This window comes from Rhodanobacter sp. L36, from assembly GCF_009765755.1.
Lineage (GTDB): Bacteria > Pseudomonadota > Gammaproteobacteria > Xanthomonadales > Rhodanobacteraceae > Rhodanobacter.
Genome location: NZ_LMUV01000003.1, coordinates 405,946 through 428,134 on the forward strand (window position 1 = coordinate 405,946; position 22,189 = coordinate 428,134).

At 61.9% G+C, this 22,189-nt stretch carries 20 protein-coding genes; 7 read left to right on the forward strand and 13 right to left on the reverse strand.

Annotation, left to right across the window (positions count from 1 at the left end; genetic code table 11):
* The first annotated feature begins 14 nt into the window (after positions 1-14).
* Complete coding sequence (locus GSQ73_RS06935; RefSeq protein WP_254063309.1) at positions 15-3,020, forward strand: two-component regulator propeller domain-containing protein; 3,006 nt, start codon at positions 15-17, stop codon at positions 3,018-3,020.
* Positions 3,021-3,078: 58 nt separating this feature from the next.
* On the forward strand, positions 3,079-4,236 hold the full coding sequence (locus tag GSQ73_RS06940) for a beta-eliminating lyase-related protein (RefSeq protein ID WP_158882378.1): 1,158 nt from the start codon (positions 3,079-3,081) through the stop codon (positions 4,234-4,236).
* A 26-nt stretch (positions 4,237-4,262) separates the two neighbouring features.
* Here the strand turns inward: GSQ73_RS06940 and GSQ73_RS06945 are convergent, their stop codons facing one another.
* The 5 genes from GSQ73_RS06945 to GSQ73_RS06965 form a co-directional block, all read right to left on the reverse strand.
* Positions 4,263-6,017: a GGDEF domain-containing protein gene (locus GSQ73_RS06945; protein WP_254063310.1), complete on the reverse strand. Its 1,755-nt coding sequence runs from the start codon at positions 6,015-6,017 to the stop codon at positions 4,263-4,265.
* Positions 6,018-6,052: 35 nt separating this feature from the next.
* A complete protein-coding gene (locus GSQ73_RS06950) occupies positions 6,053-6,340 on the reverse strand; it encodes a hypothetical protein (protein ID WP_158882382.1) in 288 nt (95 codons plus the stop codon).
* A gap of 65 nt (positions 6,341-6,405) precedes the next feature.
* Positions 6,406-7,233, reverse strand: a complete 828-nt coding sequence (locus GSQ73_RS06955) for an SAM-dependent methyltransferase (protein WP_158882507.1) — start codon at positions 7,231-7,233, stop codon at positions 6,406-6,408.
* A gap of 772 nt (positions 7,234-8,005) precedes the next feature.
* Positions 8,006-8,848 (reverse strand): MnmC family methyltransferase, encoded by an 843-nt coding sequence (locus tag GSQ73_RS06960; RefSeq protein ID WP_158882384.1) that lies wholly within the window; start codon positions 8,846-8,848, stop codon positions 8,006-8,008.
* Positions 8,849-8,968: 120 nt separating this feature from the next.
* Positions 8,969-9,514 (reverse strand): peroxiredoxin, encoded by a 546-nt coding sequence (locus tag GSQ73_RS06965; RefSeq protein ID WP_158882386.1) that lies wholly within the window; start codon positions 9,512-9,514, stop codon positions 8,969-8,971.
* Between the two features lie 211 nt (positions 9,515-9,725).
* Between GSQ73_RS06965 and GSQ73_RS06970 the strand changes: the two genes are divergently transcribed.
* Both GSQ73_RS06970 and GSQ73_RS06975 read left to right on the forward strand, forming a co-directional pair.
* Positions 9,726-10,112 carry a GtrA family protein gene (locus GSQ73_RS06970; RefSeq protein ID WP_254063311.1) on the forward strand — a complete coding sequence of 129 codons (387 nt, stop codon included), beginning with the start codon at positions 9,726-9,728 and terminating at the stop codon, positions 10,110-10,112.
* A 49-nt stretch (positions 10,113-10,161) separates the two neighbouring features.
* Positions 10,162-10,929, forward strand: a complete 768-nt coding sequence (locus GSQ73_RS06975) for a hypothetical protein (protein ID WP_158882388.1) — start codon at positions 10,162-10,164, stop codon at positions 10,927-10,929.
* A gap of 34 nt (positions 10,930-10,963) precedes the next feature.
* Here GSQ73_RS06975 and GSQ73_RS06980 read toward each other — a convergent pair whose 3' ends face one another.
* On the reverse strand, positions 10,964-11,740 hold the full coding sequence (locus GSQ73_RS06980) for a hypothetical protein (RefSeq protein WP_158882390.1): 777 nt from the start codon (positions 11,738-11,740) through the stop codon (positions 10,964-10,966).
* 235 nt (positions 11,741-11,975) lie between these two features.
* Here GSQ73_RS06980 and GSQ73_RS06985 point away from each other — a divergent pair, with 235 nt between their 5' ends.
* Positions 11,976-13,112 carry an NAD(P)/FAD-dependent oxidoreductase gene (locus GSQ73_RS06985; RefSeq protein WP_158882392.1) on the forward strand — a complete coding sequence of 379 codons (1,137 nt, stop codon included), beginning with the start codon at positions 11,976-11,978 and terminating at the stop codon, positions 13,110-13,112.
* 33 nt (positions 13,113-13,145) lie between these two features.
* Entirely contained in the window at positions 13,146-13,787 is a 642-nt protein-coding gene (locus GSQ73_RS06990; RefSeq protein WP_158882394.1) for a glutathione S-transferase N-terminal domain-containing protein, read from the forward strand.
* A 44-nt stretch (positions 13,788-13,831) separates the two neighbouring features.
* Here the strand turns inward: GSQ73_RS06990 and GSQ73_RS06995 are convergent, their stop codons facing one another.
* The 6 genes from GSQ73_RS06995 to GSQ73_RS07020 all read right to left on the reverse strand — a co-directional run bounded on the left by GSQ73_RS06995 (position 13,832) and on the right by GSQ73_RS07020 (position 19,962).
* Positions 13,832-14,551: a PIG-L deacetylase family protein gene (locus GSQ73_RS06995; protein WP_158882396.1), complete on the reverse strand. Its 720-nt coding sequence runs from the start codon at positions 14,549-14,551 to the stop codon at positions 13,832-13,834.
* Positions 14,552-14,575: 24 nt separating this feature from the next.
* A complete protein-coding gene (locus GSQ73_RS07000) occupies positions 14,576-16,012 on the reverse strand; it encodes a carbohydrate porin (protein ID WP_158882398.1) in 1,437 nt (478 codons plus the stop codon).
* Positions 16,013-16,097: 85 nt separating this feature from the next.
* On the reverse strand, positions 16,098-17,405 hold the full coding sequence (dctA, locus tag GSQ73_RS07005; RefSeq protein WP_158882400.1) for a C4-dicarboxylate transporter DctA: 1,308 nt from the start codon (positions 17,403-17,405) through the stop codon (positions 16,098-16,100).
* A gap of 76 nt (positions 17,406-17,481) precedes the next feature.
* Entirely contained in the window at positions 17,482-18,381 is a 900-nt protein-coding gene (locus tag GSQ73_RS07010) for a hypothetical protein (protein WP_158882402.1), read from the reverse strand.
* Entirely contained in the window at positions 18,378-19,235 is an 858-nt protein-coding gene (locus GSQ73_RS07015; RefSeq protein ID WP_158882404.1) for an amidohydrolase family protein, read from the reverse strand. Before GSQ73_RS07015 ends, GSQ73_RS07010 begins: the two co-directional genes overlap by 4 nt.
* A gap of 55 nt (positions 19,236-19,290) precedes the next feature.
* Positions 19,291-19,962, reverse strand: coding sequence for a 4-carboxy-4-hydroxy-2-oxoadipate aldolase/oxaloacetate decarboxylase (locus tag GSQ73_RS07020; RefSeq protein WP_158882406.1), 672 nt, complete (start codon positions 19,960-19,962; stop codon positions 19,291-19,293).
* 101 nt (positions 19,963-20,063) lie between these two features.
* Between GSQ73_RS07020 and GSQ73_RS07025 the strand changes: the two genes are divergently transcribed.
* The gene (locus GSQ73_RS07025; protein ID WP_158882408.1) at positions 20,064-21,287 is read left to right on the forward strand and encodes a LysR family transcriptional regulator; all 1,224 of its coding nucleotides are present in this window, start codon (positions 20,064-20,066) and stop codon (positions 21,285-21,287) included.
* A 46-nt stretch (positions 21,288-21,333) separates the two neighbouring features.
* On the opposite strand, the gene GSQ73_RS07030 is transcribed toward GSQ73_RS07025, so the two are convergent.
* Positions 21,334-22,053: a DUF899 family protein gene (locus GSQ73_RS07030; RefSeq protein ID WP_158882410.1), complete on the reverse strand. Its 720-nt coding sequence runs from the start codon at positions 22,051-22,053 to the stop codon at positions 21,334-21,336.
* Positions 22,054-22,189 lie beyond the last annotated feature (136 nt).

The following is a 22,189-nucleotide window of genomic DNA, read 5'->3' on the forward strand; positions in this document are numbered from 1 at the left end:
CGCGATATGCGATAGTGCGCGCCTCGGCCTTCGGGCCGATGGCTGACGGGCGCGTGCTGAATGGCAAGGTGCCGGGGAAGCCGGGTCGCATGGGAGCGATTGGATTGCGCATGAGTCGTCGCGTGGGGGGATGGAGTTTGTTCGTGCTGATCGCCTGCGGCTTGCTCGCGGGCGCGCCGGCGCGTGCGCTCGACCCGGATCGGGCGATCGGCCAACTCACGCACGTCTGGTACGAGAACCAGTTGCCGCAGGGCACGGTGCTGTCCATTGCGCAACGCAAGGACGGTTCGATCTGGCTGGCGACGTATGGCGGGCTGGTCCACTACAGCGGCGCGGAGTTCGACGACATCGATCCGCGCATGGCGCCGGCGTTGAAAAGTACGGCGATCACAGTGGTGTATGTCGATCACGACGGTACATTGTGGATCGGCACCTTGAACGGCGGTCTTTATCGCAGCCGCGGGCGCGAGCTTGAACCGGTGGCGTTGCCCGCGAACATCAAGAGCGTGTTCGGCATCGTGCAAAGTGGCAGCAGTGGCGCGATCTGGCTGACCACCAATGCAGGCGTCGCGCGAATGGGTGCGAACGGGGTTCGCCTGCTTGACGAAGTCAGCGGTTTTCCGCCGCGCGGTTTCTATCGTGCGATCGTGGCGGACGCAACCGGCGGCGTGTGGATCGCCGCCGATGGCGTCGGCGTGGTGCACTGGCACGACGGTCAGGTCGAAACATTCGACACAAAGCGCGGCTTGCCGACGAACGAGGTTTACAGCCTTGCGATCGCCCACAACGGAACCGTGTGGGCCGGTACGCAGGCCGGCCCCGTGTTTTATCGCAACGGTCATTTCGAACGCGATCCGCGTGCGGCGGCGCTCGACGGCAAGCGTATCTATTCGATTTATGGCGATCGCGATGGCGGCCTCTGGTTTGCGCCGCTCGGCAAGGGCATCTGCCGATTGACCGCCGCGCGCTTCGATTGCGACAACACGCTCAGCGGCATGCTGGGTGAAACCGTACGCTCGATGTTCGAGGATCGCGAGGGCAACCTGTGGATGGGAACCACTTCCAGCGGCGTGCATCGTTTCAGTGATTCCAAACTGGTTACCGTCACCGGCGCCATGGATTCCAACGCCGTGCGCGCGGTGTATCAGGACAGCGCGGGCACGCTCTGGGTCGGCACCGATGGTGCGGGCCTCGCGCGTTACGAAGATCAGACGCTGGTGCCGGCGAAAGCCATCAATGCGAAGCTGCCAAGCCTGCTGATACGTGCGATCCAGTCCGACGCCACGGGCAATCTGTGGATCGGCTCGACAGAAGGCGTCAGCCGCATCGCGCCCGATGGCACGGTGCGCAATTTCGGTATCGGCAACGGTTTGCCCGGCAGCATCGTGTTCGCGTTCGCGCCCGGTCGCGATGGCGGCATGTGGGTGGGAACGCTCCAGGGCGTGGCAAAAATCATCGGCGATAAGGTCGATGTGATTGCCGGCACGCGCGGCGACGACACGCGCGCACTGTACGAAGATGCGGACGGTCGACTGTGGATCGGCGAGCGCAGCGGCTTGCGTTGTGCGCGCGATGGCGTGGTCGATCAATGCGGCACCGATGGCATGCCGGGGATGAGCGTGTTCGCGTTTCATCCCGAAGCGAATGGCGACCTGTGGCTCGGCACCAGCCTCGGGCTCATGCGCATACGCAAGGAGGTGGTGCAGGCTTTCACGAAGCGCGCAGGTTTCTATGGTGATGCGGTATTCGCCATGCTCGATGACGATGATGCGCATGTCTGGGTGAGTTCGAATCGTGGCATTGCGCGAATGGCATGGAGCGATATCGATGCGCTCGATCGCGGCACGCTGGCGCAGGCGGAGCCGCACTGGTACGGCAAGAACGACGGCATGCTGTCGCAGCAGGCCAATGGCGCATCACAGACACCGGCATGGCGCACGCGTGACGGACGCATGTGGTTCGGCACCGCCGACGGCGTGGTCATCGTGGATCCGAAACACGGGCGCATGAACCGGATGCCCCCGCCGGTGGCCATCGAACGCGTGCTGGTGGATGGCAGGGAAGTCGCTGTGAATCGCATCGGCCGGATCGGCCCCGGCACGGAACGCATCGAACTGCACTATGCCGCGATGAGCTACGTCGCGCCCGCCGCAGTGATCTACCGATATCGCATCGATGGCTTCGATCGTGACTGGATCGAAGCCGGGGCGAGCCGCACTGCCAGCTACACCAATCTTCCGCCGGGCGATTATGTGTTCCGGGTGATTGCGGCCAACAACGACGGCGTGTGGAACACCGACGGCGCACGCATGGCTTTCACGATTGTGCCGAGCTGGTACGAAACCTGGTGGCTGCGCACGCTGGTCGCGCTTATCGTCATCGGTCTGCTCGCGGCGATTTATCGCCTGCGTGTGTGGCGTTTGCAGGAACGCGAACGCGAGCTGACGCGCCAGGTCGTGCAACGTACCCAGGCATTGCACGACGCAAACGCGGAGTTGAAACGCATCGCTGCACTGGACGGACTCACCCGCATTGCGAATCGTGGCGCATTCGATCAACGTCTGCGCGAGGCCTTGCTTGCGCATGCGGCGAGCGGTACGCCGCTGGCCGTGCTGATGTGCGACGTCGATGCGTTCAAGGCGTACAACGACACTTACGGACATCTCGCTGGCGACGTCGCACTGACGGCCGTGGCCGGCGCGCTCGCCAAGGCGCTGCATCCGGATGCGGATCTCGCCGCGCGCTATGGCGGCGAGGAGTTCGCGATCCTGCTGACGGATTGCGACGCCTACCGGGCCGCCAGCGTGGCGACGCGCATTCTCGAAGCCGTGCGCAAACTCGCGATCGACCATCGGTCGTCGAGCACCGCGCTGCACGTCACCATCAGCATCGGCCTTGCCGCCGTGATTCCCTGCGCCACGGAATCGCCGGAGGCGTTGCTCCATCGCGCGGATGAAGCGTTGTATCGCGCCAAGGCCGACGGCCGTGATCGCATGGTCGGCGGGCTTGTATGGGCATAGTCATCGTTCGGACTGAGCAACACCGTGTGTAACCACGACCATCATCGGGAGACATGGCATGACACTGAGCAGACGCGGCTTTCTGACCGCCGCACCGGCGGCCATCGCCGGTATCGGCCTGATGCAGGGCGCGCCTTCACTGTTTGCACAAGGCGCCGCCAAAAGGCCTGCGATCGCGTCAACCTCAAGAACGGTAGCGCTCGTCGGCGACAGTGCGCCACTGACACCACTTGAAACGGCGCGACAACTCGTGCAACTGGTCGAAACACATGCGCTGGCGGACGACAACTATCTGGAGGAAGGCGCTGTCGATGCTCTCGAAAAAGCCATGGCGGTGATGCTTGGCAAACCCGACGCTGCGTTCATGCCCACCGGTACGCTGGCCAACCACGTGGCCGTGCGCCTGCTGTGCGGCGAGAACCGTCACGCGCTCGTGCAGCACGACAGCCATCTTTACCTGGACGAAAGCGATACCACGCAGTTGCTCAGCGGCATCAACCTTGTGCCGCTCGCGGCGGGCAAGGTCATGCCGGGTCATGACGAGATTGCAGCGGCGATCGACGAAGCCGAGCACGGGCACTATCCGCTGAAGGTCGGTGCGATCTCGATCGAAAGCCCGGTGCGTCGACACGATGGCGCCAGCGTGTCGTTCGACCAGCTGCAACGCATTTCGGTGCTGGCGAAACAGCACGGCATCGGCATGCACTGGGACGGTGCGCGCTCGCTGTTGCTTTCCGGCACGCAGGGCTTCGACCTGAGACGCACCAGTGCCTTGTTCGACACGGTGTACGTGTCGCTCTACAAATATCTTGGCGCGCCGTTCGGCGCCATTCTCGCCGGCGACAGGCAATCCATCGCGAAGGCACGCGAATTGCGGCATGTTTTTGGCGGCCTCATCAAACGTGGCTGGCAGGCCGCCTTGCCGGCGCTCGACGCGCTACCCGGTTTTGCAGGTCGTTTCATCCAGGCGCGTGCGCATGGCGAACAACTGCTCGCCGGGCTGCAATCTGCGGGCGGCTTCACGCTGCAACGCATACCCGATGCGAGCAATATCTGCATGGTGCAGATCGCGCCGGCGCGACTGTCAGGGCTCGAAAAACGCCTCGCCGCTGCAGACATCCGCGTGCACATCAAGGACGGCCAGATGATGTTCTTCACCAACGAGAGCATTCTGCGCCGGCCAGTCGATCAACTGCTCAAGGCCTTCGTCGGCTAGTCGGATACACGGGTTGTCGCCCCGATTCAGGCGGCGACCAGATCGTCTTTTTCAATGTCGGCGATGACGCGATTGCGCCCCGCGCGCTTGGCGCGATAGAGCGCAGCGTCTGCTTCCATGTGCAGGCGTTGCAGGCCGTGACCGCAGGTGTCGCTGGACGCCAGGCCGACGCTGGCGGAAATCGACACGATGCAGCCGTTCTCCATCATCGGCGTGGCTTCGATGGCCACGCGGATGCGATTGGCGATCTCCATGCCCTGATCGCGTGAGCAGCCGTGCAACAACACGCCGAACTCTTCACCACCCAGACGGCCAAACACATCGGCCGCGCGCAACTGTTGCTGGCAGATCGCAACCGTGCGCTTCAACACGGCGTCGCCCATGGCATGGCCGTGGTTGTCGTTGACCTCCTTGAAATGATCGAGGTCGATCGAGATCAGGCAGGCGTGGATGCGTTTCTTTTCCAGCAGGCGCAGCACGCGATCGGCTTCGCTGATGAAGTGCTGGTGGTTGTAGATGCCGGTCAGGCCGTCGCAACGCGACAGTCGCTTGAAGCGAAGCTGTGAACGCTTGAGCCGAAACAGCCAGAACGCGATCGAGGCGATCGCCATCAGCAACAGGACGATGTACAGCCGACTGGCTTCCACCGCTTTTTTATCCAGCGCCTGCTGCAGGCGAAGGATATTGTTCTGCTTGCTGAGTGCCTCGGTTTCGAGCTTCTTGGTCAGGACTTGCTGCTGCGCCATCTGATAGGCCATCGCGCGGGCGCTGACGGCATTGAGATAGCCCTTGTCCTGGGCAACATATCGTTCGTAGTACGCGAGTGCTGCAGCTGCATCACCGTCTTTCTTCTCGACCTGGTAAAGCACTTCATAGGCATTGCGCAATGGTTCGTTGTCGTCGCCAGAGCCACCTGCGGATACCACGTCGAGAGCCATCGCGCGGGCATTGGCATCGTCGCCGAGCTTGGCGTACGTCTGCGCCATGGCCGCCTGCCACGAAAGTATCTGCGCCTGGTAGTCGTTGTCGCGGATGCTCGGGGCGATGCGGTTGAGCAGTGTCAGCGCCTTGTCCGGATGCCCTTCGTCCAGATACACGCTGCTCCTGATCAGCCACACGAAGTTGGCATAAACCGGCTGCCCCGAGTTCTGACAACTGTCGACGGCTCGCTGCAGTTCGGGACTGGAGGAGGTGAGCCGCTTGCTGTAGTAGAGCGCAGCAACTTCCTGGGTCAACGGCATGCACAGTGTTTCACCCGGTGGAAGCGCGTCTTCCATCATCTGTGCATAGCGGATCGCCAGGTCGTTCTGGCCGGCGGAGCCCAGCAACTGGGACAGGTTGTACAGGACAAGAAAGCGAGCCAGCTTGTCCTGTATTTTCGGGAGGTTCGTTGCCAGCTGATTTGCCAGCTGGAAAGCTTCTTCGTAACGGTTGTTGATTCCCTTGGCGCTCATCAGCAAGGCGGATGCCTTGGCAACGAGCGTGGGGTCGCCCGAATGGTCGATCACACTTTGAAGTTGTCCTTCGGCCTTCCCGTAATCACCCTGAAAGGCGGTCTCCCACGCGTCGAGATAACGCAACTGCCATTGCTGTCCGCTGGGCAAGTGGATCGCGTCGCGATGGACCTGCTGCAGCATGCGGACAAACTGCGGATGGTCCTTCGTGCGCAGGCTTTCGGTTCGGTCGAGCAGATCGCTCGCGTTGGAGGTTGCTGCGTTCGTCGCCGTGGCCTGCACAACCGCGCAGAAAGCCAAGGCCGCGAGTGCGGACCATGGCTTCACAGAGCAGCGCCACCAGCGCGACATGTCGTTGTCACCTAGCCTGGAAGCGGCGGTTGATCGTGATCGGGGTTTACAGGACGCGGTGCATCATCGTCCTCGTCCTGTTCCTCTTCTTCATGGCCAGGTCCTTGCGTGTGAGGAAGCTGCATCGGCTTGTGGCCGAACTCCTTGAAGAGCAGGGCACTTTCACCGGTGGCCACCGCCGCCTTGAAGACTTCGGATGCCTGCGCATCCACCAGTACTTCCACGAGCTCCTCGGGAGTTGCGTGACGCAAAGCGGCGTTCTGGCCGATGGATTCCAGCAAATCGATGGTGTCTGACATGTTTCCCCCTGTTGTCCTGATCCTCGGGCAAGTGCCCAAGGTGTGTTCCAGGCCGACGTTGTACGTCAAGCCATGGCTGTTTCCTCGTCGAGCGCTTTCAACCTTGCACGAATGGCGAGATTTTGTTTCAACGCCATGGCAGGCGGCAACACCACCGTTTCTTCCGTGGTGATTGGTGTATTCGGCAAATCGCTCAACCTGACGTGGCGAATGCGCGGCTGGTCGATGGGCAGCGTGGCGCCACGATAGATGATCACTTCATGGTCGAGCGGATAATCCTCGCTCAGCACGTCCACCAATACCTGCCGATACGCAGAGCCGGTCTCGAATCGCGCCAGCGACAAGTCGCCCACCAGACCCACCTGCCACAGCACCAGATAACTCGTGGGGTCGATACGGCGCTCGTAGAAAAGCAGTTGGCTTGCTTCGAAATGCTGGCAGCCGAATCGACCCGGATCGATGCCCAGATCGGCGTAGAGGCAATCCTCAGCGGAAATGCCAGGCTCCATGTGGGCCTTGAAGCCTTCCGCGCGCGCAACTTCGATGGCCTTGTGCGGCGACCAGGCGAAGATGCCGGGATGGCCGTAGAAAACCCCGCAAACTTTCTTGCCGGCGCGAACCTCGGCCATGATCAGGTCGACCCATTGGCGGTAGGTCTTCATCCGCGACTTGCCTTCGGCGTAGTAGGGCTGAAGGCTGCGCACATCCGTATGCATACGGCCCAGCCACAGCTCCACGATGCTGTCGGAAAGTCCGGCAAATACCACGTCTGCCTGCTCTATGTGGCTGCGCGCCAGTGGCGTCAAGTGCGAACCAAGCGTCATGCCCAGGCCAACACAGGCCAGGCTGCCGCGTCGGGCATGGTTCGTTGGCAAGGAATCGGGTGTGAGCATCGCGTGATAGTAGGGCAATTTCACACGCGCCGGAGCATACCGGGAAGACGTATGCCGTGCGCGATAGGGCACTTCGGCGATGCGGAATAGCCATTCCGCACTTGGTCGGTTCGGCAGAATAAGCCGCTAGCCTTAATGGCTCAGCGCGACGAGACAATTTCCAACTAGGTGGCACACCCTATCTGCCGCATAGCCTGCTTCGCGGGATGGGTTAAAGGCTTTTCATACATCAATCGTGATGTTGAATCGTGATGTTGCCTTAAAAAAGCCTGGCGTGGCGCCAGGCTTTTTCATATCGCCATGAAATCCGTGCGAGGCAGCTATGGATTGTTTCGCAAAGCTTGCAATGGCTTTGATTTTTCCCGAACGAGTGCTTTTGCTTGTCTCGTGAACGGGGGGCAGCCTTGACAGCCAAGCAAGCTGGACGCGCAAGCACTCGGCGTGCCGCCCGCGACAATGCACGCGTGATATTCCGCTTCGCAAGCGCTACATGGCTGTAAAGCAAGCACCGGCTTAGGCAGGAATGCGCCGCCGACGACAAGTGCCGAAGCAATGATAAGTGGTTTGAAGTTCATCCTCTTCTCCTTGAGTGCACACAATGTGCAATGTGCAGACTACGCGCGGGAGTTATCGCTAGTTTGCTCTGGATCACAATAAAAACGTCGTAGGAATGTGCGCAAGTTTTTGTGGCATGACAGAGACTTCATTCAGCGAATTTGATTCAATCAATTTCGCGTGCTTGTTGAAGTTTGTTCTTGCCAGCACGCTGCAATCAGCGCCGCGTCGCCAGCACGCCGTCCAGCGCAAGTTGCGCCTTGAAGCCGGCTTTCTCCAGGCGCTTGGCGACCTCGCGCGGCACGTCGCGGCCGCTGGTGAGTTTGTTGGGGCTGCCGGTGTAATGAAAAAGGCGGCCGCCGCGGCGCAGTACGCGGGCAAGCTGATCGTAGAATGCCTGCGAATAGAGTTCGCCGGCGATGCCGAAGCGCGGCGGATCGTGCAGCAGCGCGTCCACCGAGGCATCGGCGATCTGCAGTACGGCTTGAGATACATCAGCGTGCGCGAGTTGCAGGCGGCCGCGGTTCGACGGTGCCTCGGGATCGGGCGACCATGGGTTGAGCGTTCGCAGCCACAGCACGTCGGCGTTCTTTTCGAATGAGTGGATGCACGCGGCACCCGCTTCGATACAACAGGCGGCGAAATAGCCGAGGCCGCCGCACGTATCCAGCACCACCTTGCCGCGCGGTTCGATCAGCGCCACCTTGCGGCGCGCATCTTCGAACGGTGACTCTTTCGAGGTCGGCAGCATCTTGATGCCATCGATCTCGAACGTGGGAGCGCCCCATTCGGTTGGCACCAACTTGATCAGCGAACCGGAAAAGCGCGATACCGGCGCGTAATCGTCGCCGTCGAAGTAGTAAATCGTGCGGTCTTTCAACGCAGACGGATAGGGAAGCTGCTGGCCGCGCCAGTGCCATGCATCGGCGTCCAGCCATGCGTGATCGCTGGACATTCCAAGGTCGAGTGATCCGGTCCATTCACGCGCGCCGCCATCCCGTGCGGCGAGCATAGACTCAGCAACGTCACGCGTGAACAGGGGGCCGGCGTAGTGCGACACGAAACATCTCCAGAGATCGCGGCGACTGTCGATCCATCGCGAGGAGCGGCATCGTAACGCACGAGACTTGGAGACATGCATCAGGGCAACGTGGCTGCCCGGATGCGTGTGGATATTGCTTTATCTATTGAGCGCCCTCACAGCATCGAGTGTTTCCTCGACGTGCTTCTTGGGGCTCAGATTCGAATACACATGCGTGATGGTTCCAGACGGCGCGATCACGTACGACGTGCGATTCGACCAGCCTGGCCGCAGCAGCAACATGGCGTCGTATTCCTTTGCGATGGTCGCACCATCATCGGCGGCCACCGGAAACTTGCCGCCGCAATGTTCGGTTTCCTTCGAGAACGCTGCCAGCTCGGTGATGTTGCCGGCGGTGACGCCGATCACCGTGGCGTGTTGCGCCTCGAACTGATCGATGGCTTCGGAAAACAGATGCGCTTCGATATTGCAGCCCGAGGTATGCGCGGCGGGGAAGAAGTAGACGACCACCGGACCCTTCTTCAAAGCGTCGGCAAGCTTGAATGTGAAAGGCTGGCCGGCGAGGTACGCCGGTGCGGAAAAGTCAGGCGCATGTGTGCCTTCCTTCAATGCGCCGAATGCCGGAGAAGCGATGACAGCCGTGCCGACAAGCGTAAGTGCAGCGAACTTGAGGAGCGGGTTCATGGGGCGGATTCCTGTGACGACGATGTGGTACACGATTTATACGCCATACGATGGCATGCGGATGCGTGATCGTGCCTTGATGTTCCAAAGACCCCATGTCGCGACGTGTGGCGACGTTTGTGCAGCATTCGATACTCGATGTCATAGATCGCTACACTCGTCGCCGCGTGGCATGTCGCGGTCCGCGGAGCCCGACCGAAAGGATTTCCATGTGAGTTCGTGGGTTCGCCAGATCGTTCTATTCGGCATCGTGGGACTGCTGCAGGTCGCCATCGACACTGGCGTGCTGGTTGGCCTGACCGCCTTGGGCGTGGCGGTGGCCGGCGCAAATATCTGCGGCCGGATCAGCGGCGCCTGTGTCGGCTTTCTGCTCAACGGCACCACCACGTTTTCCTCGCCCGCGCCCCGACGTCTGCATCGAGGGGCGCTCGCGCGCTTTCTCATCATGTGGATACCGCTGACCATCATCAGTACCTTGCTGATGTCGGTTTTACGCGCGCAGGTGTCGTTGCAATCCGTGTGGGCGATCAAACCCGTGGTCGAGATCGGGCTCGCGATGATCTCGTTCCTGGTATCGAAATTCTGGGTCTACAAATAGCGCCGTATTCGCGACCGCGAGAGACAACATTCATCAAGGGAGCGGTGACATGAAAAGAGCTTGGCAAGGAATGGCGTGGGTTTCGATGCTGGCGCTGGCCGCCTGTGCGTCGACGCCAGAAAAAGCAAAGCCGGGAACTCGCATCGTCATCGCTCAACCAGGCAGCAAGAACGCCGCCGACGCCGATGCGGATGTCCGACGTGTGGTCGATGGTTTGCAAATGATCCAGGCCGGGCAGATCCAGGCGGCCATCGACGGCCCGTTCGATGAAGTGGTTCATCGTTACGAAAGCCGATACGGCAACAGCAAGAAGAAAATCTACAGCGCGCGTGGCACGGAGGACGCGCTCATCTACCTGGCCATGTCCGCCAGTGCCAAGCCGCCGGTTTCTTCCGAAGCCATCGGCCCGGCGTGGGCCATGGCATATTGGGGCCGCGGCTACGCGTACAACGAAATGGCCCGCTACGATGATGCGATCGTGGAGCTGCGCAAGGCGCTCGCACTCGCACCGTACGACACGCAATACAACATGGAGCTCGGCTTCGCCTACGAACAAAAGAAGCAGTGGAACACGTCATTGGACTTATTCAAGTCGGCCGAGGCATTCGCCCAACTTACGGCGCCGGCGGAGGAAGTCGCCGACCTCACCTGCAAGGCGTTGCGCGGACAGGGCTTCAATCTTGTCGAGCTCCACCAGTACGGGGCGGCGCGCGATGCGTACAACGCGTGCCTGAAGAAAATTCCCGGTGAGCCGAAGTCTTTGGGCGAACTGCAATACATCGACGAAGTACAGGCTAAAAATCAGGCAGGCAAATAGCAGTTCAGCGCGAGCCATCGGCGGGTCGATCGAGTTACAAGTTGGTCGCCAGACGCGTGCCGTCCTCGAACGACACTGTTTTCGGTTTCCACACCACGGTGTAACGGTCGTGCGGCGCGTGCATGAATGCGCGTTGTTCTTCGCTTACGTAGCGATGCGGATCGGCGCAGCGGATTTCCGTGCGGCCGGCGGGGTCGATGCGATCCTGCGGGCCGATATCGACCCAGCACAGATCAAGCGGCAACGTGGCATCGCGATCGCGCGCCTCGAGTGCGCCGGTAACGCCGACGATCGCCTCGCTGCCCAGATTGTGTAGCGACACGGTGACCACGAAGATCGTGGGCTGGTTGCCCGGCAGCGCGGACTTGATGTCGCGGGTCAGTTCGATCGCGCCAGCCAGTTGGCGCGGCGACATCATGTCGATGTGCTGCACGTCCGCCTGCACGACGGCGCGCAAGGGAGCCATGGCCTCGTTGAGCGCGTCGATGCCTTTCATCGCCAGCGCCGTCTGCGTATCGCGCGTGATATCCCATGTCTTTTCCAGCGCGATGGCTTCTCCGAAAGTGCGCGCAGTGAACGGCTGTTCGGGGTCGGCCATCGACGGCAGCAGCACATCGCCGTTGCTGCGCTTCACGTAGGCTTCGACGAGCGCGCGGTCACTGGCATCAAGGCGTTGCAGCGCCGGTGCCACCAGCGAGAGATCGGCCGAGCCAAATGGCAGCGACGTGCGCAACGGATCGCGGCTGCGATGAAACAGGAAGGCAAGCAGAACAATGGCGCCGATGACGCCGACAATTCGCACGAAGCTCAATGGTTCACTCCCCCTGGCGTGATGTCGCGATCATAGGTGAACGCGATGCCTGCAGGGAATCCATGAAGGGCATGGCCGGAAAATGTCTGCCAGATCGAGTCGTGGAGCATGCGTGTGAATGCGCTTTGCCTCAGAGTCGAGGCACGTTGCATTGACCCCGTATGACCTCCGACCTAGTCTGTCTCGATGCATGCGCATGATCGCGCGCGAGTCTGTCTTGTCGGGAGTACGTCACATGCCGCAAGCCGATGTGGTGATCGTCGGAGCCGGCGCAGCGGGCCTGTCCGCGGCGGGCGCGTTGCAGAAGCTGGGCATCGACGCGGTGTTGCTGGAACAGGATTCGCAACCCGGCGGCACCTGGGCGCGACGTTACGACCGGCTGCACCTGCACACCGTGCGCAAGCATTCCGGGCTGGCGCACTACCCGATTCCGCGCGGCCGCGGCCGTTATCTTGCGCGCGATGAATACGTGGCCTACCTGCAGGATTACGCGCGTCACTTCAAGCTCGACATCGTGGCCGATTGCGCAGTGACAAAAATACGAATGGAGCCAGGCACCCCGGTTCGCTGGCGAATCACCGGCGCAACGACGGAATGGGAAACGCCGGTCGTCGTCATCGCCGTCGGTCAATACGGCGTGCCGCGCATGCCGTTTTTGCCGGGTCTCGAAAATTTCACCGGCGAGCTCATCCACTCGGTTGACTATCGCAACGCGTCGCCTTTCGCAGGCAAGCGCGTGCTGGTGGTGGGCGCGGGAAACAGCGGCGCGGAAATCGCGACCGATCTGATCGACAACGGCGCATCGTTCGTCGCGATCAGCGTGCGCACGCCGCCACCGATCGTGCCCCGCGATCCGTTCGGCCAACCCGTGCAGCGAACCAGCATGCTGCTGAGCAGGTTGCCACCGCGCATTGCGGATCGCATCGGCAAGTTCACGGCACGGCTGGTGTTCGGCGACCTCACACGCCATGGATTTCCTGCAGCGGACTGGCGGCCGTATTCGAGCCGACGCGTGCCGGTGATCGACGTCGGCTTCGTCGACGCATTGAAGAAAGGCAGGGTGCAAGTTCGTGCCACGCTGGTACGGTTGACCGAAACGCAGGCGGTGTTTGCGGACGGGCAGACGGAATCGTTCGACGCGATCATCGCGGCGACGGGTTTCTCGACGGGGCTGGCATCGCTGATCGAACCGACCACGGCACTCGATGCGGATGCCGAGCCCGTTACGCATTCCGGTGAACCCACGGCCAGCCCCGGCTTGTACTTCATCGGCTATACGCACAGTTTGCGCGGGCATCTTTTCGAAGCGAACCTTGATTCGCGCAGGCTCGCAGTGAACGTCGCCACCTACCTGAAAGCGCCGGTCGCGTAGTCGCGATCGCACGCCATCCTTAAGGATCAACGCATGAGTGACGCCATCGTTCCCTGCATCGTCGGGCGCAGCAGTTCGCACTTCACCCGACTGGTGCGCGTGTTCGCGCTGGAGCTCGGCGTGGCGTGCGCGTTCGAGCCGGTGTTCGATCTGACATCGCTGAATAGAGCGGACTATGCGGGCAATCCCGCGCTTAAGCTGCCCGTGCTGAAGCTCGGCGACAGCATCGTTCTAGGCGCCGAAAACATCTGCCGCAAGCTCGCGGAAATGGCGCCGGCACCTTCGTGCATCGTGTGGCCCGAAAACATGCGCGACGTGAACGCGAGCAACGCGCAGGAGCTCGTGTGGCACGCGATGCAGGCACAGGTGCAACTGGGCCTGGGCACGCAGATCGCCGGGCTTCCCGCCGGCAGCATCTACTTCGTCAAGGCCGCCACCAGCTTGCGCAACGCGCTGGAATGGCTCAACGACAGGGCGCCATCGATCATTGCCGCGCTGCCGCCGCACGATATCAGCGTGCTTGAAGCATCACTGTTCTGCCTGGTCGAACATCTGGCCTTTCGCGCGACGATCAATCTTGAGCCGTATGGACGTCTGAACGCTTTTACGCGAAAGTTCGACATGCGCGCATCGGCACAGGCCACGCCGTACCGGTTCGACACGCCGGCCACGTAGCGGGCAAATACGAATCGCCCGCTACTTGCTGAGCGTGCGACTACTCAGGCGAGCACGCCGACCACCGACGGGAAGATCGCCTCGTACGCTTCGCCATACGTCATCGGCACGCCGGAGTTTCGTCCCCCTTGCACGCCACGCTGCAACGCCACCCGGGTGTAGTACTCCCACAGATGTTCCTGGCCCTGCATGCATTCGATCGCGGCGCGCTTGGCTTCCCACGCTTCGGTGATGTTGAGGATCACGTTCGGCTTCCAGCCGCATTGCTCGGGTTGGTGGGGCTCGAACAGATACACCTGCGGCGCGCCGATCACCGGCGTGTCCGGGTGGTGGCCGTGCGCCTGCGCGACGATGCGCGCCTCCTGCGTAAACGCGCTCACTGCGGGGTGGTCGCCGTTGTACGGATCGACGCGCGAATGGCTCATCACCCATGCCGGTCGAATGGCGCGATACAGATCCGCAAGCCGGAACAGTGACTCGTTGTCCAGCTTGATCGGGTAGTCGCCCAGATCCCAGAACTGGATGTCGGTCGCGCCAAGTTTCCGCGCGGCGAGTTCGGATTCCTTGCGTCGTTCGGTCTTGACCTTGTCGAGCGTCATGCCGCCCTGTTTCCATAACTTGGCCGATTCGCCGCGTTCACCGAAGGAGAGGCAAACCACCGTTACTGCCCAGCCCATCGACGCATGCAACGCAATCGCGCCGCCGGCGCGCCAAACGAAATCAGCCGAATGCGCGCTGACCACCAATGCTGTTTTATCCGTCATGTCTGTTTGCTCCTGAGTTGGGGATCAATCGCCCGCGGCGCCTTTTTCGAAGCCGAGCATGTTGCCCAGATCCATGCGCAGGCTCACGCCGTACGTGAACATGTTCTTCGGGAAAATCTTCGTCGTGGTGATGCTCGAGTTGTCCGGATGCACGATGTACTGGACGCTCGGCATCAGCTCCAACCCGCGCGAAACGTGCCAGCCATAACTCAACTCGTACGCCGTCTGATGCGCGGCGTTGGTGCCGGTGCCGCCTTTCTTGATGCGTGCGTCGCGCAGGAATTCCCGCTCGCGCGGCGTCAGTTCGAATTCCGATACCTGAAAATTGAACGTGTCGTGCGGACGCGCTGGGAACAGGCCGGTCCACACGAAGCCGGTGTAAATCTGCTGGCGCATGATCTCCGATTCGTCCAGCTGCTGGACCATGCCGCCGAACCAGTTGAGGTTTTCCGAGCTGTCGTCATTCGGGCGATAGATCACGCGATCGCCCATCACGTAGACGCCGTCGCGGCTGCTGTTCACCGTGAGCGCGGTGCCGCCGTAAAGCGCCTTCGATCGGCCGACGGTATTGAAGTAGGGATCGGTCAGCGGCGAGGTGCTGAGGAACGCGCCGACCTTCAGTTCGAACGGATAGCGATACGTGGCCGGATCAGCTTTCTGCCACGCCCATTCGAGCGGCACGGTGACGCCGTTGGCGTTGGCGATCGACCAGTCCAGGCCGTTGCTGGCGGAGGTGGTCGGGTTGACTTCGAACACGCCGGTTTCCAGATACGTGTGCTCGGTCGGATGCGCCTTGATGTTGATGCCCCACGTCGCCGACGGCAGCAAACTGAAGCCTGCTTCCGAAACCAGAATGCGCGGCTCGCCGCAGGTATCGGCCGATTCGAACTGGCAATTGGTGACCAGGTGGCCGTAATACGTGGTGGTGCCAAGGCGACCGACGACGATGTCGAGTTTGTCGTCCATCAATTTCTGCTCGTACGCAAACAGGCCCAGATGCCAGCGGTAGAACTCGTTCTTGTAGATGTACTGCTGCTTGGTAAATGTGCCGGTGACGTACTTGTTGAGGCTTTGCCCGTAGTCGCGATACACGGTGAAGTGGAACGATCCGCCGTCGAGTCCCCACATGGTGCCGAGGTCGAAGTCGGCGCCGATATTGAACTGGCCGACATTCGTATGGCCTTGATGGATGCCGCCGGTGACGTTGTTCGCGTATTGATTGACGAGCGCGCTGCGAAAAACGATGCCGTCGGATTTCAGCTTTTTCGCCAGCGGCGAAAGCGGACCTTTGGACGTCGATTTGGAAGCATCGGCATCGTCGGATGGGGCAGCTGCGGGCTTGGCCGCGACATCCGTGCTGGTGGCAACGGGCGGCTGCGCAGAAGAAGTTTGCGCAACGGCCGTCGTGGCGATCGCCGCAAGTGCAACGAGAATGGCGGAACTGAGGGCGAAGCGATTCATGAGCATGATCCTCCCCGTCACGCGGCCGGAAGCCACGCGAGGTATGTGCTATTCGTGGTGGAAAGTCAGTCCGTGCGGCGCGGCTTCAGGCAGCCTGATAGCCCGCGTCGAGTTCTCTCTTCAATTGCCCGCGGTCGACAGCTTTCTCCCACTTGCCGACCACGATGGTTGCAACACAATTTCCAGCGATATTGGTGAACACGAAAAACGCCGACAGCACTCGATGAATGCCCAGGATCAGATAGATGCTGCCGACCGGAATGGTCTTGGTTGCCGCAAGCGTCATGGTCAGCACGGCGATCGCTGAACCCGATACGCCGGCGCCACCCTTGGACGTCAGCAGCAGAATCGCCAGCAAACCCAGTTGCTGTTCCCAGCCCAGTGCCGTGCCGGTGGCCTGCGCCAGAAACACCGCGACGGCCGCGAAATAAAGGCAGGTGCCGTCATGGTTGAAGCTGTAGGCGGTGGGCAACACCATGCCGACCACCGATTGATCGACGCCGAGTTTCGTGAGCTTGGCGGTGAGTTGCGGGAACACGCTTTCGGATGAACTGGTGCCAAGCACCAGCACGAGTTCCTCACGGATGTAGCTCATCAGTTTGAGCAGATTGAAGCCGGCATAAAGAGAAATCGGCCCAAGCACGAGAGCGAAAAACAACACGCACGTCAGCAGGAATTCGCCGATCAATGCGCCCAGTGGAATCAGTGACGCGAGGCCGAACTGCGCGACGGTGAAGGCGATGGATCCGAACGCGGCGATCGGCGCGATCTTCATCACCATGCGGATGATCCAGAACAGCGTCTGCGACACCGCATCGACGACGCGCAGCACCGGCTGCGCTTTCTCGCCAAGCGATGCCAGCCCGCAGGCGAACAACACCGAGAACACCAGAATCTGCAGGATTTCGCCTTGCGCAAAGGCATCCACCGCCGATTTCGGCACCAGATTCACCAGGAACGCGCCAACACCTTCCGGCGCTGCAGCAGCAGCTTTGCCCGAAGTCACCGCCGCATGCAGTTTCGCGGGATCGACATGCATGCCGATGCCGGGCTTGAGCACGTTGATGGTGATCAGGCCAATCACCAGCGCGATGCTCGTGACGATTTCGAAATACACCATCGCCTTGATCGCGATGCGCCCGACCTTGCCCAGATCGCGCACGCTGGCAATGCCGTGCGTGACCGTGCAGAAGATGATCAGCCCCACCACCATCTGGATCAGCCGGATGAAGATGTCGCCCAGCGGCATGAGCGCCTTGCCGACGTTCGGTGCGAGCGCACCGACGGCCACGCCGAGCGCCATGCCGGCCAGCACCTGGAACGTGAGATCCCGATAGAAGGGGCGGTGCTGTCGCGGCTCCGGTGATGTGTCGCTGGCGATCGACTGGTTCATGACTGCGGCTTCCTCAAGATGTCTGGCTGTGGCAACGATTCTTCTTCGATCCGGATCGTCACCGTGGCGTCCTGCTTCAATCGTGCAGTGCTTCAAGAATCTTTTCGGCCGGCCCGAACACTTCGTCCAGGCTCAGCGTGCGCGGCAGCAAACCTTGTTCCACGCAGGCGTCGATCACCCACTCGACCGGTGCACGCAAACGTTCGAATCCGAACATCGTCGTCTTCGGTCCTTCTGCCGGCGCAGGCGTCATGGCGTCGGCTTCGCGCAACAATCGGTACGCCTCTTTCACCGCGCCGGAATCCCGCGCGCAGATGTCGCTGCCTGCAACCACCATGTGATTGATCGGCATGAAGCCATGCTGCTGCGACCACGTGCGATCCTTGGCCGCCGCGTCGGTGATCACCGGAACAAACTCGTCGCCCTTGGGCAGGTCGTTGCCGAGAATCGCCGCGTCGATGTCGCCATCGCGCAGCATGTCCGGCAGGCTTTTCTCGCCGCTCATGTGTTCGACAAATGCCGGGTCGCGATATTGCTCGACGTGCGCCGGATCGTGTGTGAGCCACCGAATGCTTTCGGTCACGAGGCCATCGTCTTCGACCAGATGCGCGCGCACCCACATGCCGGTGGTCTGCGTGTACGAGCGCACACCGACGCGCTTGCCGACGAGATCCTTCGGCTCGATCGTACCGCGCGGCCTATACGCGATGATGCAGCCGCGCTGGAATCGTGACGCGACCACGGCGGGCAGAAGCACCACGGGTCGAGCGTATGCGATTGCCTGCAGGCAGGTGACGATGGCCAGCTCGGAAAGATCGTAAGCCTGCTGCCGCACCATCGGCGCGAATGCCTTGTGCACTGGCGACACCTCGACGAAATCGAGTGTCACGCGCGGGCTGACCAGCTGGCCATTTTTCAGCGGCGTCGACAGCGGCGACGTGGCGAGCACCGTGCGCAGAGTCGTCGTTTCGGTCATGCGCGTGCCGTCGATAGCGCGGGATAAATGCGCTCGGCCGTGCCGCCGAAGATCATCGCCTGCTCGTTGTCGCGCAGGCTCGCAAGTACATCGCGCGCAGCAGCGACCAGCGACGACAGCGAACCTTCCGCCGCCGGGAAATTCGAGCCCCAGGCGATGCGGTTCGCGCCGAAAACGTCCACGATCTTTTCGAGAAAGGCAGCGGGCGTCGAACGACCGGCGGCGGAAGCGGCAAGCGTCCGATTGGTGAGTTTCAGATGCACACCTGGAAAGTTGGCCATGTCGAACAATGCGGCCGCTGCCGCGTAGGGCGCGCCATCGGCAAGCTCGGGGCGCGCGCAATGATCGAGCAGCACGCGCACCTTGGGGAAACGTTCCAGCAGCGAGCGCAGTGCGGGCAGACCTTCCATCGTCATCTGCAGGCAGATCGGGATATCGAGCGCTTCGGCATGCGCCCAGGCGGGGTACGAATCCTTGTGGCCGAGCCAGTCGGATTGACCGGGCATCGTGCTGCCAGTGGTGAAAAGGCGAAAGCCGGAGAGCCCTGCGGCCTGCCAGCGGTCGATCTGCTGCACGGCATCCGCGGCCAGCGCATCGATGGAATACACGCCGACGAAACGATCCGGATACGCACGTACGGCGTCCACCACGTAGCGGTTGTCGTGTCCGTACACCGTCGATGCCTGCACTACCACCGATTTCGCGATGCCTGCTTCATCCGCCGCACGCAACAAGCCCGTCACATCCACTGGCCGGTCGCGCGACCACTCCGATTGATGCCCGCCGATGGGATCGGTGGGGTAGGCGGCGGTATCGGCCGAGATGACGTGGCTGTGTGTGTCGATGATCTTCATCGTGCTCTTTGTATTCCGTGGTTCTGTCGCAGAAAGATGGCGGGCGTTGCGTCGGTCAGAGGTATTGAAATCCTTCGCGCGTGAGGTCTTCGCGCATGTCATAGATGTCCAGCCCCAGCTCGCCGCGTGCGAGGCGTTCGCGCACCGTGTCTTCCCGTGTTTCACGCGCCTTGGCTTTTTCCAGTACGTCGGCGGCATCTTTGCGACGCACCACGCAGACGCCATCGTCGTCCGCGACGATCACGTCGCCAGCGTGCACGTGTGCATTGGCGCAAGTGACTGGAAAATTCACCGAGCCCAGTGACTTCTTCACCGTGCCCTGCGCGCTGATCGCTCGGGACCACACCGGAAACTGCATCGCCGCAAGGTCGCGCACATCGCGCACGCCAGCATCGATAATCAGACCGCGACAGCCGTGCGCCTGCGCCGAGGTCGCGAGCAGGTCGCCGAAATAACCGTCGTCGCAACGACTGGTCGGGGTGACGACGAGGATGTCGCCTTCGCGCAGTTGTTCGATCGCGACATGCAGCATCCAGTTGTCGCCCGGTGGCAACGAAACCGTTACAGCGGTTCCGGCGATGCGCGCGCCGGCATAGATCGGACGCAAGCGGCTGGCGAGCAGACCACGGCGCGCTTGCGCCTCGTGCACGGTAGCGACGCCAAGGCGTGCCAGTGCATCCACGACCGCGATCGGTGTTCTTTCGACTTTGGTATTGACTGCATGCATGCGCAAAACCCTGCGTTGATGGCGCCGGAATGTGACTGTTGCGTGGCGGTTTGCCAATTTCGATTTATGATCGACCCATAAGCAAAGGCTATTGATTGCGCATGAGCGAACCGTTTTCACTGAATCTCCGGCACCTCGATGCACTGACCGTGATCGGTCGCGCGGGCAGCATGAGCGCGGCCGCGCAACAGGTGAACCTGTCGCAGCCGGCGCTTGCGCAGGCGGTCGCCAAGATAGAGCGCATCCTCGGCGAGCGCCTGTTCGAACGACAACCCGACGGCATGGTTCCAACGGCTGCCGGCCGCATCATGATCATTCGCGTCGAGCGCGCGCTGCGATATCTCGTGCAAGGTGTGCGTCTTGCGCGGCGATCCGCGCGGCTCGCGCCGGTCGCGCACATCGAGCGGCGCGTGAGCATGGCGCAACTGCGTGCGCTGATCGCCGTGGAAAGCACCAGCAGCTACGCGATGGCGGCCGAACGAACGGGCCTTTCGCAACCGGCCGTTCATCGCGCGGTGCGCGATCTGCAGGATTTTCTCGGCGTGGCGTTGCTGGTGCGTGTGGGACGCGCGGTGCGTCCTACCGACGTGGCGAATCGGTTCGTGCGGTTTGCGCGACTGATGTTGTCCGAACTACGCGCGGGCATGGACGAAACCGGCGCCCTTGGCGCGGGCGATGGCGGACGCATCATTCTCGGCACATTGCCGATGGCGCGCGCGATCTACCTGCCGGAGTTGCTGACGCGCTTCACCGCGATGCATCCAGCCGCATCGGTGGAAGTGGTCGAGGCGCCGTATGCCGAACTGCTGTCGACGCTGCGCCACGGTGATATCGATTTGCTGATCGGCGCGCAGCGTGATCCATCGCCCGCGAATGACGTCGTGCAGGAAGGTTTGTTCGACGACGAGCCCGTGATCGTCGGACGCGCCGCGCACCCATTGCGCGAAAAGAAGCGACTTTCGCACAAGGACCTGCTGAATTTCCCGTGGGTCATTCCGTCGCACGGCGTGCCCATGCGCGCCAACTGGGAACTGATGTTTCGCAGCCGCGGCGTGGAACCGCCGAAGCTGCGCATCGAATGCGGCTCGGTGCTGATCATGCGCGGCCTCATGCTCAAGGGCGACTGGCTCACGTTGATGTCGCGCGACCAGTTCCTGTTCGAGCGGCTCGCCGGCGTGCTCGCCGAAATCGGCGCGCCGGGACAGGTGCTGCGCCGTCGCATCGCATTGACCCGACGCAGCGACTGGCGACCCACGCCTTTGCAGGCGGATTTCGTCGGTCTTGCGCGCGTGTTGGCGCAGGAGCGCGATCAGGGCGGCCGCTGATTCGCGTGGCTGGCTCGTACGATGCGACCACTTTCGTCTTGATCGTTCATCGCGGTGCATTCGGATAGTCGAGCTTCGGATACCAGTCGGTGCCACGACCTTCGGGTGTCGCATCAAGGATGGTCCACAACGGCATCAGGTCCGGCGCGCCGCGTGGGTCCTGTCCGGGATCGGCGGATTCGAAACCCATTTCACCGCTCCAGAAGTGACGGATGCTGCCGTCGCGACGCGTGAACACGTTGAAGGCGGCCTGATCGCCATCGCCACCGTCCTCATCGATGGCGAAATAATCGCGGCTGTAGTTCTGGTTGATGTCCGAGTACAGCGGCAGGTCACGCCAGCCGCGTTCGCGGGCGAAGTCGAGCAGGCGCTCGATCGATGAACGTGCCACCACGGCCAACGCGACACGCTGCCCGACGTCGCGGGCTTCACCATTCCATGCGCCGAGCAACGAGGTGCACATCGGGCAGGGCCGTTCGCGCTGCGGTCCGAACATGTAGCTGTAGATCACCAGTGTCTGCTTGTCGCCGAACAAGCCGGTGAAGTCCACTGCGCCATCCTTGCCTTCGAAGCGATAGTCGCCAATCACCTGACCACCCGGCGGCAGTGCGCGACGTTGCTCGGCGACGCGTTCGATATGTCGACGCAGCTCGATTTCCTCAACGAGCAGCGCACGGCGGGCCGCACGGTATTCGGCGCTTTCGTTAGGAAAGGCCATCGTGTTGCGCTTTGCCAGTTCGGCAGCGGGAATAAGAGTCGCAGGCATGATCAGTCTCCTGGTGAATGGGATCGGCAACCTTGAAGAAATATGTCGCCCTGGCGGGCGGTGTCATCGCTCGGCAGGAGCAGGTTGTCCGTGATGACGACGAACAAGGCGGGCCCATATCGACATCATCCGGACG

Excerpts from the sequence above, each read along its gene's own strand:
- GSQ73_RS06950 (WP_158882382.1), bottom strand. The coding sequence starts at position 6,340 with ATGTCAGACACCATCGATTTGCTGGAATCCATCGGCCAGAACGCCGCT.
- GSQ73_RS07010 (WP_158882402.1), bottom strand. The coding sequence starts at position 18,381 with ATGACCGAAACGACGACTCTGCGCACGGTGCTCGCCACGTCGCCGCTG.
- GSQ73_RS06995 (WP_158882396.1), bottom strand. The coding sequence starts at position 14,551 with ATGACGGATAAAACAGCATTGGTGGTCAGCGCGCATTCGGCTGATTTC.
- GSQ73_RS06940 (WP_158882378.1), top strand. The coding sequence starts at position 3,079 with ATGACACTGAGCAGACGCGGCTTTCTGACCGCCGCACCGGCGGCCATC.
- GSQ73_RS07020 (WP_158882406.1), bottom strand. The coding sequence starts at position 19,962 with ATGCATGCAGTCAATACCAAAGTCGAAAGAACACCGATCGCGGTCGTG.
- GSQ73_RS06990 (WP_158882394.1), top strand. The coding sequence starts at position 13,146 with ATGAGTGACGCCATCGTTCCCTGCATCGTCGGGCGCAGCAGTTCGCAC.
- GSQ73_RS06975 (WP_158882388.1), top strand. The coding sequence starts at position 10,162 with ATGAAAAGAGCTTGGCAAGGAATGGCGTGGGTTTCGATGCTGGCGCTG.
- GSQ73_RS07000 (WP_158882398.1), bottom strand. The coding sequence starts at position 16,012 with ATGAATCGCTTCGCCCTCAGTTCCGCCATTCTCGTTGCACTTGCGGCG.
- GSQ73_RS07025 (WP_158882408.1), top strand. The coding sequence starts at position 20,064 with ATGAGCGAACCGTTTTCACTGAATCTCCGGCACCTCGATGCACTGACC.
- GSQ73_RS06985 (WP_158882392.1), top strand. The coding sequence starts at position 11,976 with ATGCCGCAAGCCGATGTGGTGATCGTCGGAGCCGGCGCAGCGGGCCTG.
- GSQ73_RS06965 (WP_158882386.1), bottom strand. The coding sequence starts at position 9,514 with ATGAACCCGCTCCTCAAGTTCGCTGCACTTACGCTTGTCGGCACGGCT.
- dctA (WP_158882400.1), bottom strand. The coding sequence starts at position 17,405 with ATGAACCAGTCGATCGCCAGCGACACATCACCGGAGCCGCGACAGCAC.
- GSQ73_RS07030 (WP_158882410.1), bottom strand. The coding sequence starts at position 22,053 with ATGCCTGCGACTCTTATTCCCGCTGCCGAACTGGCAAAGCGCAACACG.
- GSQ73_RS06955 (WP_158882507.1), bottom strand. The coding sequence starts at position 7,233 with ATGCTCACACCCGATTCCTTGCCAACGAACCATGCCCGACGCGGCAGC.
- GSQ73_RS07015 (WP_158882404.1), bottom strand. The coding sequence starts at position 19,235 with ATGAAGATCATCGACACACACAGCCACGTCATCTCGGCCGATACCGCC.